We start from the raw sequence: 15,057 nt of genomic DNA, 5'->3' as shown, positions 1-15,057 counted from the left end.
TTAATTACCTATCTAGTATCTCATATTCATCAAATCACATTATTAATCATATTATTTAATAGCACTTTTACACTTCTTTTTAATTCACCAGTATAAGAAATTTATAGATAAACATTAATTATCATATTTATACTTGGACAATTATTTTACTTTACTAGAAAATGTAAAAAAGTTTCAGGAAAGCTATATGTTTATGTAAAAATCTGATAATATTTACGGGGATAAGTGATAAGGGAATAAAAAATGATTTATGAACTCGTACCAAACGAATTACATGATGAATTTAAAGCTTTTCATCATGACCTAGAAGAAATAACATCGCAACATGTGCAATCTTGTCCCTTCTGTAAAAAAACTGAATTCTATATAATTCGTTCAAAACCTAATAAAACATATCGTTGTAAAGACTGTCATAAATATTTTACCGTTTCAACCAATACTCCTTTCTATCGTTTAATGCCCTATAATTGGTTAGAGTTTATTTTTACCAACCGAATAAATAAAATGGGCTATAAAGAAATTGCGGACCGACTCGAAACATCGCTCGAAAAAGTTATACGACGAGATCGAGCTATTATTAACTATCTTCAAAGCTATTATCCATCATTACATAACTGGTATACACATCAAAAACAAACAAAACTAATGCCATCTTTAGTGGAACAATACAATACCATTAAAGATAAAGTAACTGCCTTATTGAATGAACAAAATCCAACTTGTAAACACTGCGGTTCTAACGAAACAACCAAAATTGGTTCTCGCACTTGCTATCGCTGCAAACGGTGTCGACATAGCTTTAGTCTTTTAAGCAACACTAGTTTAAACCGTATACCCAAACCTGAATTGTGGTTACAATTCATTGAGTTACTTGTTTCTGGGGCTAATAACTCACAAATAGGAAAAGCTTTAAATTTACACAATGATACAGTACGTAAATGGCGCTCTGCTTGGTACTATATGATGAAAGATTGGCAATGTGAAGCACTTGCAGTATGGTGCAAAAATAAATAAGAAAACAGGATAAAAGGAAAATAGAACTATGAGAAAAAATAATTTATTTTTATATACGTGCATAATTAGCAGTACAATACTAATTAACGGTTGCGATGATAAAAAAACATCTGACAAAAAATCCTTACCACAACTACCAACAGCAGTTATTAATAGCTACCTTTTCCATACTGAGCCAGAGCTCTTACCATTTAGTAAAATGATTAAACAACAGCATATTCAAGGCTCATCAACTAAGATAATTAACTACAATGACAAAGGCTTTGTAGCTAATTATGATTTAGAAGGGCTACATGGCGAAATTAACTACGACACAGCTAAATATAGCTACGGCATGGGCGATACCAGAAACGTTTACGATATTACTTTTGATTCTTCACAAAATATACTAGGCATGAAAAACAATGAAAATGATATCGTCGCAAGTTCAGAGTTCGATGAACAAGATCGTTTAGTTGAAACAACTCTATCGCATTTTGCAGAAAATAATATCATTTTTAACAGCAAAATTATTTATGACAACAATCGTGTAGAACTCGTGTTATATAATGCCTATATTCCTGTAGATGAAAAAACAAAATTCCCTGTGTTGGCTCAAGAAAAAGAATTTGTATATAACGCAAACAATCAATTAGAAAAAACTATTATCAAAACCTTTAAATTATCATCAAATGGAGACATCATCATTAATGATAAAAACGAACAAGAGGTAGAACTAATAGAAACTTGTACTTATTCAGATTATAATCCAAACAGTGATTGGACTAAAGCTGTGTGTATTACAACAGGTGACGAATCAAAAACAGTTAATCTAACAAGAACAATTCAATATAATTAGTCATTGCCATATTCATCGTATTCGCGGCAAAGTATAATTGTATCCTCAATTAAGCGTCTAGCAATGGTGCCATACTCAGGAATTTTAGGTAACTCTGTATAATGGTACCAATTTGCTTCAATGAGTTCGTTTTTATCTACCACTATTTCACCGCTATCATAATCAGCTAAATAAGCCATCATTAATGAATTTGGAAATGGCCAAGGTTGCGAACCAACATAACGAATATTTTTAATTTTTATTTTTGATTCTTCAAATACTTCTCGTTCAACGGCTGTTTCCATTGTTTCACCGATTTCAGTAAAACCAGCTAAAACGGTATATAAGTTATCTTGATTATGCCTAACATGTTTTGCTAATAAAATTTTATTATTATGACGAATAGCCACAATAATAGATGGTGAAATTTGTGGATAATAGCGCTCTTTGCAGTGATCGCATAGACAACACCATTCCGTGCTACTGATATACATCTCATGCCCACAATATCCACAATATTTGTGGGAACGATAAAACTCAGAAAGTTGCACAGCCCGACCAGCTAAATTAAATAATGATTGATCTGTTCTATCAAGTAATGAACGAACTGAACTCATCGCATTTTTCATTTCATCACAAATCAGCCAAGCTGTTTGCCCATTCCATTCACCTATTGGTTGAGCAATTTTATTGGTAAAACCAAATTCATCAGCACACCCAACAGGAACTTCACCATTAGGCAGCCATAATCGTCCATTAGCACTTACAAACCAATAACCGTTTTCATTACCTATTAAATTAAATTGTTGCTGTATATTCATATTATTAACACCAAAGATAAAAACAAAAAAGGAGGATTACTCCTCCTTTTAATCGATACTATTTCTTTTTCTTCTCGTGAAGTCCCTTTTTCTCAAGTTCCCAGTAAATAATTCGTTGCTGAGCAATTGTGAATAAGTTACTGACGATATAATATAAAACCAAGCCTGATGGGAACCATAAGAAGAACAACGTAAAAATTAATGGCATATAAGTCATTAATTTTTGTTGTAGTGGATCGGTAACAGGTGTTGGTGACATTTTCTGAATTAAAAACATACTGACACCCATTAATAAAGGCAAAATATAGTATGGATCTTGCGCTGATAAATCATAAATCCAAAGCGCAAATGGCGCATGTCGTAGTTCAACTGTACTACTTAACATATAGAACAATGATAAAAAAATCGGCATTTGGATAATTAATGGCAGACAACCACCTAATGGATTCACTTTTTCTTGCTTGTAAAGCGCCATTGTTTCTACACTAATTTTTTGCCTATTATCACCATAACGCTCTTTTAAAGCTTGTATGCGAGGCTGTAACAACTTCATTTTCGCCATTGAACGATACTGAGCACGAGTTAATGGGAATAAAATACCTCGAACAATAAATGTGATAACAATAATTGAGAAGCCCCAGTTACCAACAAAACTCTGAATAAACTTCAACAAATAAAACAACGGTTGTGATAAAAACCATAACCATCCATAGTCAACAACTAAATCAAGATGATTGGCTGTTTCTTTCAATTGGCTTTGAATTTCTGGTCCTAACCATAATTTTGCACCAATAATTTGTGAACTCCCCGCAGGAATAACTGCTGATTCACTTTTGAAACCAATTGTTGCTTGAGAATTATTAGTCGTTGCACGAGAATAAAATAGATTATTTTTATCCTGTGCGGGTACCCATGCGGAAGCAAAATAGTGTTGCAACATCGCAATCCAACCCGTTTGAGTCTCAACCGATAAAGCTTTATCTTTGATATCATCAAAACTGTATTTACTATAATTAGAACTAGAACTAGAGTAAGCTGTACCACGGAATGCGCTTTGTCCTAATCCACTACCACCTTCGGTTGGAATATCATCAGGTAATTTAATTGTTTGTTTTAATTGACCATACATGGCAACATCAACAGGTGCACTGCTTTGGTTATTAATATCATACTGAACATCAATAGAATAACTACCACGGTGTAATATATAGTATTTAGTATAACTTACACCATTAACTTGATAAGTAAGAGGAACACGCAATTCATCTTGCCCATCAGCTAAAACATATTCTGACTTTTCAGTTTGATAGACTGGGCGTTTTGATCCTTGATTTGCATTATCAGGGCCATCCTTACCTGTTAATCCGCTTTCAGCAACATAAACAAAATCTGGACGAGATGTTAATAATTGGAAAGGCGTACCAGAATGAAGCGTTTGCTCATATTTCAATAATTGTGCAGCCTGAACATCCCCACCATAAGTATTAATAGTGAGTGACAGCACATCTGATTTTACAGTAATTGTTTTACCTACTGCGCCAGCTATTGAGCCATCATCACTTTGTTGTGTTAATTGGTTTTCGATCGGGGGTTTAGGTGTGTGATCTTCTTCCCACGCTTTCCAAATAAAAAAAGATACAAAAAGTAAAGCAATGACTAAAATATTACGTTGAGATCCCATTAGTGTTTTTCTCTATTGGTTTTAATTTTTGGAGGAACAAAATCTTCTCCTCCTTCATGTAAAGGATGACATTTTAATACACGTTTAACGGTTAGCCAACCACCTTTTATTAATCCAAAGCGTCTCAGTGCAATTATTGCATACTGTGAACATGTCGGTGTAAAGCGACATTTAGGACCTAATAAAGGACTAATAAAACGTTGATAAACACGAACAAAAAACACAAAAACATTAACTATCATATAGTTAAATGCATAAATATGCTGTTTAATAATCAATTTAAATTTATTCAAGCCTCGTATTTGGCTATGATTCGTTGGCATAATTTATTCAGTGTTTCAACGAGTTGCTGATTATCTAAGTCGATAACTGGCTGTTTGGCCATCACAATAAAATCAATATTAGGAAATTGATGTTGATGAAGCCGAAAATACTCTTTAGCCAGTCGCCTTATACGATTACGCTCATGAGCTCGTTTCACTTGTTTTTTAGCTATAGCAAACCCTAACCGCATATGATTGTAGTTATTTTTTCGTGCAACTAAAGTTAAAAACGGAGAACCAGCCCGAATGGACTCTTGGAAGACATGATTGAAATCAAAGGGAGTTAACAATCGCAACTCCCGAGGAAAAGTGAACTTAATCACCCAACTTTAAATCAGCTAGCAACGGTTAAACGAACACGGCCTTTAGCACGACGGCGAGCAAGAACTTGACGACCGTTTTTAGTTGCCATACGAGCACGGAAACCGTGAGTTCTATTGCGTTTTAATACTGATGGTTGAAATGTGCGTTTCATGACGATTTATATCCAAATCTAATTATCAACAGGTTGCAGAGTAAAAACTCCACAGCATTAATTAAAGAGGTCGGAATTATAGTGCCTATTTTATTTTTCGTCAATGAGATTTTTACAGATAAATCCCATTAACCCTTAATTACCATACGATAAAATAAAATAGAATAAATAGATTATAAAATAATAAGTTATAATTAAAAAAAACAATTAACTAATTCCAAAAAGTAAGTACTTGTTTACTTTTCTCACCACCGATTTCGCGCGCTAATTTAGGCACTAAATAACCAGATACTTGCTCGGCAAGCTGTTTCATTATTAATTTAGCTGAGTTATCATCAACTAGAAAATGAGCAGCTCCTTGTACTTTATCTAATAAATGAATGTAATAAGGCAAAATGCCAATATCAAAAAGTTTATTACTTAACTGAGCCAAAACATTGGCATTATCATTAATATTTTTCAGTAATACACTTTGATTTAGCACAATCACATCACTCTTTTTTAAAAGCCCAACTGCGTCAGCAACTGCATTATCAATTTCATTTGAATGATTAATGTGAGTAATTACTACAATTTGCAACCTACTTTCAACAAATAACCGACAAAGTTCAGCCGTTACTCGTGAAGGAATAACAACAGCCAAACGCGTATGAATCCGTAAACGCTTAACATGAGGGATTTTTTCAAGTGCATTAATCAAAAAAGCCATTTCATGATCTTTTGCCATTAACGGATCACCTCCTGATAAAATAATTTCATCAAGTTCAGGATGATTTGCAATATATTCAAGCGCAATGGCAAGATTCTTCTTAGATCCTTGATTATCATGATAAGGGAAATGCCGTCTAAAACAGTAACGGCAGTTAATTGCACAAGCGGTCTTAGTGATCAATAATGCCCGATTGTGATACTTATGCAATAATCCAGGAATGGCATTATCTTGCTCTTGTAATGGGTCATGACTATACCCTTCAACTTTAAATAACTCCCTATCATCACAAAGCACCTGTAACAAAAGTGGGTCATTACTATTACCCTTTTCCATTCGATTAATAAAAGCCCTAGGAACTCGAAGCGGAAACGCCTTTTTTGCTTGTTGCATGAGGATTGAAATGGTATTGGGATCTAGTCCTAAATAGGAGTATAAAACGTTGATATCTGTCACAACATTGGCCAGATCAAAAATCCACTCATCTTTATTATTTGGTAGTTCAACTTTTTGCTGTATAATACGACTCATTTTTTGTAATTCAGAATTTTAGTTGGAGCTTTTATGGCATCTTATAGTACTAATGAGTTTAAAGCTGGTCTTAAAATAATGCAAGACGGCGAACCGTGTGTCATTGTTGAAAATGAGTTTTATAAACCAGGTAAAGGTCAATCTATTAATCGTGTAAAAATTAAAAAATTACTTTCAGGCAAAACTGTCGACAAAACATTCAAATCAGGCGAATCAGTTGAAGCCGCTGACGTTGTTGATATGAATTTAACTTATCTTTATACCGATGGTGAATTTTGGCATTTTATGAATAACGATACATTTGAGCAACTTTCGGCTGACGCCAAAGCGGTTGGCGACAATGCAAAATGGTTAGTTGATCAAGCGGAATGTATTTTAACTTTATGGAACGGCCAACCGATTGCAGTAACACCACCAAATTTTGTTGAACTTGAAGTAATCGAAACTGATCCAGGTTTAAAAGGCGACACAGCAGGAACAGGTGGTAAACCAGCAACATTATCAACAGGTGCAGTTGTTCGCGTGCCTTTATTTGTACAAATTGGCGAGATCCTTAAAGTAGATACCCGTTCAGGTGAATACGTATCACGCGTAAAATAAATTAACATTTATCGCAGAACAAGAGAGGTTGCACTAACCTCTCTTTTTCATCTAAACAGCATAAATTTAATCTCACCGTTTTACGCCAATACAATGATTAAAACCTTTTAAGGTCTATCCAAATTTAATTATCAACACAATTTTTACATACCCAGTAAAAAGTATAGTTTTAAGACAGCATCTAAATAAAATATCATTACTTTTCAAATATGTTAAAATTCAAATAAAATAAGATAAGGAAATAGAATGATAACAATTAATATGTTAACTCAGAATAAAAAGCTATCTGATTTTGAGGATGTAATAGAAATCTTTGATAAAATTTATGAATATATACCTTGCGAATCTGATCTAAGCACAAAGCTGGATCGCGATGCCTTTTATGCTTTTGTTGTCATTCATACCATCAGCCACTGGCAAAGTGATGGTTGGTGTAATCTTTTATGGAATTATGCTACAGCAAAATATATCGTACCCGCAATGAAAGCGGTAAATTTACCACAAATTGCAGATGCTTTTGAACAAGTAGAACAAACTTATCCCTTTTCCTATTCAGAATGTGAAAATGAAAAAGAATTATGTAGTTTAGCCAATTTTATTGAAAACCCACGGCAAAAGCGCAAATATATTTCTTCAGAAAGATTATTAGCCATTTCGGAAGAACAACGTCAAACCTACTCAAAAAATTTTATCACTAAATTAAAAATATTAGATGATCTGGTTACACCTTTATGGGATTATCAAGCACCAGAACAGGAAGTCTGGCGACCTGTCATTCATTTTATAAATCAACATATACAAAAGTAATCTATAACGATCTAATCCCAAAAAAGTAAGGGGGGCACAACCGACCATCTTAATTAATCTTTAATGGACAATATTTTGTGGTAAATTTGAACACATTCCCGAATATCCAAACTAAAATTATTTTACCTTTTCAGCGCTACACACTAATTTAGCAAGTGTTCCTTGTTGCTGATCTTGGGTATAAATTGCCCAACAAGTTTTCAGCGAGGCATCAATAGGCTTTATCAGTTGTACTTTGTTATTATAGCTATAATTGCAGCTAGCCCAAAAGCTCAATTTATTGGTATCATTACTACCATCTAACAACCAAACTGCCTTATATTTTTTCCCATTTATTGTCGCTGGCTTAGGTTTTATTTGTTTTGCGGAATCGGCTGATTTTCCTGAATATACTTCTACTTGATTTAGTCGACGTAAAGAAGTACTGTGAGCAATATCTTCTGGCAAAATTAAACTATCAATTTTTTTTATATCATAGCCTTCTTCAGACACTTCCCAACCATCAGGTACAACTTCTAAATCAGGTTTAGAATATTTTATTGTTACCGATTCGGGACAAACTATCTCTTCATTTGCGTTAACTGAATCACAAAAACTTGCCCCTATTATGGCTATTGTTGCTAAATTTAAAATTTTATTTTTCACGTTTTCTATTCCTAATTAATCGTATAAAAATAAGATGATTTTGACTAATTAACATCATCTTATTAAAAAAAATGCATTGACTATTAGCTATCCAAGCCAAGGTTATTTTTACTGTCTAATTTACTCACTGTGAAAACTTAAACTAACTTTATCATCACGTTTAATAAAAAGATTGTGGACCTTCATGTATTTTTTTATCGCAATTTAGTTTTACTTTCATTTTACCTTTTGCATCTTTTGAAGTTATTACCCAACAAGTTTTCATGGTCGAATCGATACGTTTTATCAGGCGAACTCGATTAAATGAATAAGAACAATTAAACCAGTAGCCAGTATCATTGGATGTATTATAACTAGTATCAACATGCCATGAATGTTTATATTTTTTACCGTTAATAGTAATTGTAAAAGGTATCATCTGTCCTAAATTCACTGGTTTACCAGAATATACTTCACCATCATCAACCTGCAAAAACTGATTTTTTTGTTCGAATATTTGCCACCCTTCAGGCAATATTTCTAGTTCCGTCGGAATGGATTTTACTTGAACTGAATCGGGGCAAGTTATCTCATAAATTGCGTTAACCGAAAAGGACATGCCAAACCCAGCTAATAATATTACTGTAATAGTAAAAATTTTATCTTTCATGTTAACTATTCCTTTTTAATCATAAAACGTAATTTTTATTGGAAGATAATATAACTTTTTTAATAAGTTAATTCATTAATTAACTGCATTATCTAATCGATTATTGATTAAGTATTATTACAAACCTAAGTTGTATTTTTAGTTTATTCTAGGGATTTTTAGTATTGTTATATTAGCAAACAAGATAATATCCTATCGTTAGAAAACTTTTCTTTGCTAGCTTAATTTAAATATAATCGCCTTCATCAATTAAGAAAGACAACGATAGTTAAGTGAACTAATTTAAGCTAACTAATAGTATTTATAGAATATGAGTTGTGACTATCAAGGCAGAAAATTACTTAAAAAATAAGCGATATATCTTACTTGTTGATAGATAATAAATGCACAAATTCAAGGCTCTATTCACACTAAACAGAGCCTAGAAACACTAATCAACAATCACTCGCCCATTCAAAGGTTGCGTTGGACGATTATTGTTGTGATGCATGATTGAGTGGAATTTTTCGATTTGTTCAGCAGATGCACTGCTTTCTTGTTCTAACACAATCCATCGAACGCCTTCAGTACAAGGTGGAGTTGTTAGTGAACCGCTAAAGCGGTAAAAATCCAATCTATTTGGCAATAAAGCCTTAATATCGACTGATTGAGATAATGTGGCGGTACTGCCTTCGTCTTCTGGCATTTGTTGCCAAGCTTTCGCTAATTCAGGATTAGGTTTTCCTTTATTAAACATCAAGGCAACAACCGTTAAGTCGCCATTTTTGTTTTTATAAACAAAATGAGCTTCCATCGGGAAGTATTTGCCTTTAATTTTATTTTCGCTTGGCGTATGAAAATGGAATTGTTGTAACGTAAACAGCTCGTTGTCAATTTCAAGCGTATTGCCATCATTAACATTAACTTGAATTGTATGACCGTTATTAATGATTTCCTGCTTGCTTAGTTTAAACGTCAGTTTAAGTTTATCGTGGTGCGTTTTAAAAACATGTTCAATGTTAATTGGTGATTGATTTTTTCCTGTTTCGCAGGTTGAAAACTCTGGCGAAAGGTGTCCCCAATTTTCTGGATTATTTTCGCCTTCATAACCCCAATGAAGGGCAGGTTCTGTTGCAGCACAAGATAGACTAGTAACCATTAAAGCCACAATTATTGCATTAAATTTCATCTTGGTTTTACAGCTAGAAAGTGATTAGTGGAACCAAATTATACGCCACAAAAAATTACCTTACTAGAATCGTATATCATCACTTTTTAATATTTTTATAAAAAAAATGTTTGACATTTAAACAAAAAAGTAAGCTACAAAATAACCTGTTTTATTTGTTGCTAATTTTACTCAATATTTATTATGATAATATTTAATTATATTAAGTTATCATTGCTTTGGCATCATCAGTCAGAAGCTTTTTTGACTTTTAGTCATTAAAATACTAGCCTCGCAGGCTTTGCCAGCTCGGCGCCCCAACTTGCGCGGGGGCTTTATTCTTGTCTATATTGTCCCCTCAAGCACCATAACCTCCCCCCGCGCCCTAAGGATTAAGGACTAAACGCTAAAAACTAAGGTGCGGTGCACATAGTGTAAATGCCAAGGTCGGCTTGGACGGGGAAGACGTTGCCTTTGTAATCCAATTCTTCGTTGTTGTCCGAGTAGGCGACAGTGAATCGATAGATACCTTCTATACCTCCTGCCTCGTCGCTTGTCCAGTAGCTTTTGACGTGGTAGGGCTTGGTGTCGATGAAGTTCGCATCAGCGTAGTAGCCCAAGTCGCCCCACTCCGTGAAAAATCCTGCACCTATGTAACGCATGTAAAACGCAGTTCGTGACCACGGCTTGGCGCCACGTACACCATATATACAGGGGAAACCCGTGAGCTCACTACATATTGTATTGGTTAAATCGTTTACCCTCGGCATGCGATAACCTAAACCATTACACCATGCTGACGCCTCACTATAACGATCATATCTCAACCAATCCCCCCACCGAGGGAAGAACCACTGCCTCAATTCAAATCCATATTTTACTACCTCATCACCAGTATTAATATCTCTACCCACTAACTCAAACGTCTGTGGTAACTGCGGCATAACAATTGGGTTAGGATGAGGATTGTACCATTGATTTCTTGCCTCTGGACCTGTTAGCTTAACGCGTACAACTACTTCTCCTTTATCTTCTTGAGGAATCCACCTGTCATTAGCTACAACATTTGTCACTGTTGCAGTGATTCCCCCCAAAGTAACGGGTTCCCATGTCAATTCATTTATATCTACTCCACTTATGAGTAAATCAAAATATAAATTATGCGCACCTGTAGTCGGAAAATTTAGGCTGTATGATTCAGGATTGATTGATTGTACTAAAAAGCCCTTATCAGGATTCCATATGTCAGCTGGGCCTGCGGATAAGCCCGTACCCACATGTAGATTCGGCCTTGCATAATTGATAACTGGCGACGGTATTATTATTGCATCACTACGATTACCCGCTCGAGCCTTTTTACCATTCGCCTGAACATTCCATGACGATGACAATAATAACAGTGCTAATACTAGCAAAGCTGTTTTAGGTGATTTGAACGATAATTTCGATAATTCGTTGAGAAATAATTTGGAAGGTATAAATGAGCTTAGTGTAAAAACTCGTCGAATAAGATTATTTAATAAATTTAAGACATAGGTTTGCCAGTGCTGGTGTCTGGTGTCTGGTGTCTAAAATGATAATGCATTATGGTTCACCTGTCAAGTAATTATTTGTTTTATTTATATTTTTATAATTATTTGCTTGTTTAATAAGCTTGTTTTCCTATAGCGATAAAAGTATAATCATTTTAAAAATTGTTGGCTAGTTTTTTGGCGGACTTTTTTGTAAAGAAATGTAAAGATGAAAATAATTCAACTTTAGGGATAGGGAATTTTTTGCACATTATCGACTGTCGATAACTAAAACTGTTTAGTATTTCAATCAGGGAGGTGTCGCTAGGCATTATGAAATTTTGCATAAAAATAACCTAATTTGGACAATATCACTGATATTATTAACTTGCGTAAAAGGCCAAAATGTTCTAAACCCTACTAAGCTTAAGAAGCATTAAAAAAATAAAAATGTTCAGGCTGTTATACGTTTAACTATAGGAATTAAAGCTTGATTATATTGAATATCTTTTTCAAAATATAATTTACACATAATACAAAGGAGGTATAGGTGTTATTTTCAATTACAAGATTTATTGCTGGCGGATGTTTGCCACTTTTGGGGGCCTTTTCTTTTTGCAGTTTTTTATTCAAAAATTATTATATTGGACTCATATTTATCATTATTGGCGTTTTAGCTTACTATCTGGTATTTATTAAATACACAAATATTATTATTAATAAACATATTACAATTTTTAAAAGTGAGTTTAAGGATGAGTTTGTGCGTTCAAATTTTTATTGCGATAAAACCTACGAAAATTTTATGTATTTTGATCGAATGAACAAACAAATCTGTTTTACAGATAAAGATACAAATAAAATTGTAACAAGGCTTAATTATGATGATTTATTCTCAGCTAAATTTAATTCTCATCCTCATTTTACTATTAAATTTAATTTTCATTCTTATTTTATTATAGAATTTGATTTTCATCCTTATGTTATTATGAAATTTAAATTAATAAACCAAGAGATAGAAATTAAATTTAATTATTTTTCAAAAGATTATATTTCATTAAGAACAAGATTTTCTCGATTAACAACTATTTATGAATAATTAAGTTATTTAGACAGTAATAACGTTGCTTTTAGTGTACAAAGTATCTGTTTAGCCTCAAAGATTCGAGGCTATCACACAAGTAATTTAAAAATATCTTAGAATTTGTTAATTAACGGTGTAGACGATAAGGTTCATCCACCACAATAAAATCTTTTTCTTGCATTGCCTCACTTATCCATTCTTTAACACTATGAGTTTGACAAATAGTGTTAATGTAGTTGGTTAACGTTGCCGATGTTTTGATACCGAAATTTTTTAGCCTTAAACACATTGGTGCATAGAAAGCATCAGCAATAGTAAATTCACCAAATAAGTAGTTAGATTGAGGTAAATTAAAATTTAAGAAAGAAGATAATAATTCATCAACAAGAGAAATTTCATTTTTGACATCAGCATGATCACGTAAAATAATTTGCCCAATTTCGAAAAACTCAGCTTCAATATTCATTGGTAAATGTTTTCTAATAGCAGAAAATCCTGAATGCATTTTAGCCACTAAACTGCGAGCATTAGCCCTTTTTTTAGTATCTATCGGCCATAAAGCTAAGTTGGGATGTTTTTCGGCCAAGTATTCACAAATAGCCAAAGAATCAGATATCACCACATCATTATCAACTAAAATTGGTACTGTACCATATTTTGATATTGAGGATACTGTTGCTTTAAAAGCAGATTTATCGTCAAGGTTATCAAATCTAACAAACTTTTCATCAAAAGGAATACCAAAGTGTTTCATTACAACCCAAGGGCGCATAGACCACGTTGAATAGTTTTTATTGCCTATATAAAGTTTGTAATTCACTTTCAATCTCCATCCAATTCAGTAATGTAAAGTTTGTTAATATTTATCTACTTGCTTAGTTTTATTGGTAAAGAATTTTAAGAATGATTATTTTTATTACAAATAAACCACATGAGTGCCTTTTTCGGGTTGAAAAGTAGCTTTGCCAAATTCATCTAAGAAATAAGCAATATGATCGGCTTTATCCCCTACTAATCGTCCTTTTACTTTGTTCCATGTCATGAGGACTATCATGGCATCAGGTTCACAGCAAATTAACATGGGTTGTTGAAATTCTTCGTTCCAATAAAATTCACCTCCGTATATTTTATGGGCGGTGAGCAATAAATAACATCCGTATTCTTGCGATATCATGTTGAGTTGTTCTTCTGGAATGCTAAAGTTTTTTTCAGCCAGCTCACTGATGATCATTTCAACAACCGTAATACTTTTTTCAGAGTAATCGAGCTGATTAATGCTCCATTTTGGACTATTTAATATCGCATTTTGTGCCCATGCTTCGATCTCTTGATATAATTCATTTTTTTGTTCAGTCATTTTTATTCACTTCGCTATTGAGTTTAATCTGTTCTAATTGCTTAACACTTTGCCACGCGTCTTCCATTTGTTCAAGCGTTGCATCAATTAAAGATAAGTTTTTTTGTTTGAGTATCGATTCTACTTGTTGAAATCGTCGGGTAAATTTTTTATTGGCTTGCTGTAAACAGAGTTCTGATTTAACCTTTAAATGTCTAGCTAAATTGACAGTCGCAAACAATAAATCACCAAGTTCTTCCTCAATTTTTTGTGGATCTTGTTTAGTGCGTTCTAATTCTTGCTCGACTTCACCAATTTCTTCTTTTACTTTATCAAGCACAGGTTTTATATCATGCCAATCAAAACCAACCGAGGCACAACGCTTTTGAATTTTTTCTGCTTGCATTAACGCTGGTATTGCTTGGGGTATATCGTCAAGCAATGAGTATTGCGCTTTTTGGTCTCGTTCTTTTTGTTTAAGTTGTTCCCAGTTAGTTTTTTCAGTCTTTTTTTCAGTAAAAATATGAGGATGACGATAAACTAATTTATCTACAACCGATAAACAAATCTCATCAAAATTAAAGCTTCCTTGTTCTTGGGCTAAATCAGCATAAAAGACAATGTGAAATAGTAGATCACCAAGTTCTTTTTTTAGCTCATCCATGTCTTGTTTATCAATTGCATCTAAAACTTCATAGGTTTCTTCTAAAGTATACGATTTTAGTGATGCAAAAGTTTGTTGCCGATCCCATTGACAACCATTAACAGGATCACGAAGTTGTTTGGTTATGGCTTGTAAGCGTTGTAATGCGTTCAAAATATCTCTCATAAATCAATCATTGATTGAACTATTGTAAATGGTTTCATAGCAAAACGGTTACTCTTTTAAACATTGGCGCTTATATAT

General features: G+C 33.4%; 18 protein-coding genes. 5 read left to right on the top strand and 13 right to left on the bottom strand.

The features are described 5' to 3' along the window. Positions 1–243 precede the first annotated feature (243 nt). Entirely contained in the window at positions 244–1,014 is a 771-nt protein-coding gene (locus tag GYW75_RS07450) for an IS1 family transposase (RefSeq protein WP_174798909.1), read from the top strand. A gap of 28 nt (positions 1,015–1,042) precedes the next feature. After that, on the top strand, positions 1,043–1,852 hold the full coding sequence (locus tag GYW75_RS07445; RefSeq protein ID WP_174798908.1) for a hypothetical protein: 810 nt from the start codon (positions 1,043–1,045) through the stop codon (positions 1,850–1,852). Here the strand turns inward: GYW75_RS07445 and nudC are convergent. The 6 genes from nudC to epmB all read right to left on the bottom strand — a co-directional run bounded on the left by nudC (position 1,849) and on the right by epmB (position 6,371). Next, complete coding sequence (gene nudC, locus GYW75_RS07440; RefSeq protein ID WP_174798907.1) at positions 1,849–2,652, bottom strand: NAD(+) diphosphatase; 804 nt, start codon at positions 2,650–2,652, stop codon at positions 1,849–1,851. The two genes, GYW75_RS07445 and nudC, sit on opposite strands and share 4 nt — an antisense overlap. Positions 2,653–2,710: 58 nt before the next feature. Further along, entirely contained in the window at positions 2,711–4,333 is a 1,623-nt protein-coding gene (gene yidC, locus GYW75_RS07435) for a membrane protein insertase YidC (RefSeq protein ID WP_085163727.1), read from the bottom strand. Continuing rightward, positions 4,333–4,575, bottom strand: coding sequence for a membrane protein insertion efficiency factor YidD (gene yidD / locus GYW75_RS07430; RefSeq protein WP_034914994.1), 243 nt, complete (start codon positions 4,573–4,575; stop codon positions 4,333–4,335). Before yidD ends, yidC begins: the two co-directional genes overlap by 1 nt. A gap of 47 nt (positions 4,576–4,622) precedes the next feature. Continuing rightward, positions 4,623–4,979 (bottom strand): ribonuclease P protein component, encoded by a 357-nt coding sequence (gene rnpA, locus GYW75_RS07425; RefSeq protein WP_080702383.1) that lies wholly within the window; start codon positions 4,977–4,979, stop codon positions 4,623–4,625. Between the two features lie 11 nt (positions 4,980–4,990). Beyond that, positions 4,991–5,131: a 50S ribosomal protein L34 gene (gene rpmH / locus GYW75_RS07420; RefSeq protein ID WP_025314679.1), complete on the bottom strand. Its 141-nt coding sequence runs from the start codon at positions 5,129–5,131 to the stop codon at positions 4,991–4,993. Between the two features lie 211 nt (positions 5,132–5,342). After that, the gene (epmB, locus tag GYW75_RS07415; RefSeq protein WP_174798906.1) at positions 5,343–6,371 is read right to left on the bottom strand and encodes an EF-P beta-lysylation protein EpmB; all 1,029 of its coding nucleotides are present in this window, start codon (positions 6,369–6,371) and stop codon (positions 5,343–5,345) included. 33 nt (positions 6,372–6,404) lie between these two features. Between epmB and efp the strand changes: the two genes are divergently transcribed. Then, a complete protein-coding gene (gene efp, locus GYW75_RS07410; RefSeq protein WP_034914965.1) occupies positions 6,405–6,971 on the top strand; it encodes an elongation factor P in 567 nt (188 codons plus the stop codon). A gap of 246 nt (positions 6,972–7,217) precedes the next feature. After that, entirely contained in the window at positions 7,218–7,778 is a 561-nt protein-coding gene (locus GYW75_RS07405) for a hypothetical protein (protein WP_065589853.1), read from the top strand. A gap of 117 nt (positions 7,779–7,895) precedes the next feature. Here the strand turns inward: GYW75_RS07405 and GYW75_RS07400 are convergent, their stop codons facing one another. The 4 genes from GYW75_RS07400 to GYW75_RS07385 form a co-directional block, all read right to left on the bottom strand. Further along, positions 7,896–8,423, bottom strand: a complete 528-nt coding sequence (locus GYW75_RS07400; RefSeq protein ID WP_174798905.1) for an STY0301 family protein — start codon at positions 8,421–8,423, stop codon at positions 7,896–7,898. A 160-nt stretch (positions 8,424–8,583) separates the two neighbouring features. Beyond that, a complete protein-coding gene (locus GYW75_RS07395; RefSeq protein ID WP_034914955.1) occupies positions 8,584–9,072 on the bottom strand; it encodes an STY0301 family protein in 489 nt (162 codons plus the stop codon). Between the two features lie 430 nt (positions 9,073–9,502). Beyond that, positions 9,503–10,240 carry a carbonic anhydrase gene (locus GYW75_RS07390; protein ID WP_034914950.1) on the bottom strand — a complete coding sequence of 246 codons (738 nt, stop codon included), beginning with the start codon at positions 10,238–10,240 and terminating at the stop codon, positions 9,503–9,505. A 392-nt stretch (positions 10,241–10,632) separates the two neighbouring features. Continuing rightward, the gene (locus GYW75_RS07385) at positions 10,633–11,634 is read right to left on the bottom strand and encodes a hypothetical protein (RefSeq protein ID WP_238786434.1); all 1,002 of its coding nucleotides are present in this window, start codon (positions 11,632–11,634) and stop codon (positions 10,633–10,635) included. A gap of 646 nt (positions 11,635–12,280) precedes the next feature. On the opposite strand from GYW75_RS07385, the gene GYW75_RS07380 reads away from it, so the two are divergent. After that, the gene (locus GYW75_RS07380) at positions 12,281–12,829 is read left to right on the top strand and encodes a hypothetical protein (protein ID WP_174798903.1); all 549 of its coding nucleotides are present in this window, start codon (positions 12,281–12,283) and stop codon (positions 12,827–12,829) included. 112 nt (positions 12,830–12,941) lie between these two features. On the opposite strand, the gene GYW75_RS07375 is transcribed toward GYW75_RS07380, so the two are convergent. From GYW75_RS07375 to mazG, 3 genes are all read right to left on the bottom strand, one after another. After that, positions 12,942–13,634, bottom strand: coding sequence for a glutathione S-transferase family protein (locus GYW75_RS07375; RefSeq protein WP_034913610.1), 693 nt, complete (start codon positions 13,632–13,634; stop codon positions 12,942–12,944). 96 nt (positions 13,635–13,730) lie between these two features. Beyond that, a complete protein-coding gene (locus tag GYW75_RS07370; RefSeq protein WP_034913613.1) occupies positions 13,731–14,171 on the bottom strand; it encodes a hypothetical protein in 441 nt (146 codons plus the stop codon). Further along, positions 14,164–14,967, bottom strand: coding sequence for a nucleoside triphosphate pyrophosphohydrolase (gene mazG / locus GYW75_RS07365; protein ID WP_202983947.1), 804 nt, complete (start codon positions 14,965–14,967; stop codon positions 14,164–14,166). Before mazG ends, GYW75_RS07370 begins: the two co-directional genes overlap by 8 nt. Between the last annotated feature and the right edge of the window lie 90 nt (positions 14,968–15,057).

The organism is Gilliamella sp. ESL0232 (assembly GCF_013346885.1).
Taxonomy (GTDB): Bacteria; Pseudomonadota; Gammaproteobacteria; order Enterobacterales; family Orbaceae; genus Gilliamella; species Gilliamella bombi.
The sequence above is the reverse complement of the archived record's forward strand: the minus strand, read 5'-3'. Positions and strand labels throughout refer to the sequence as shown.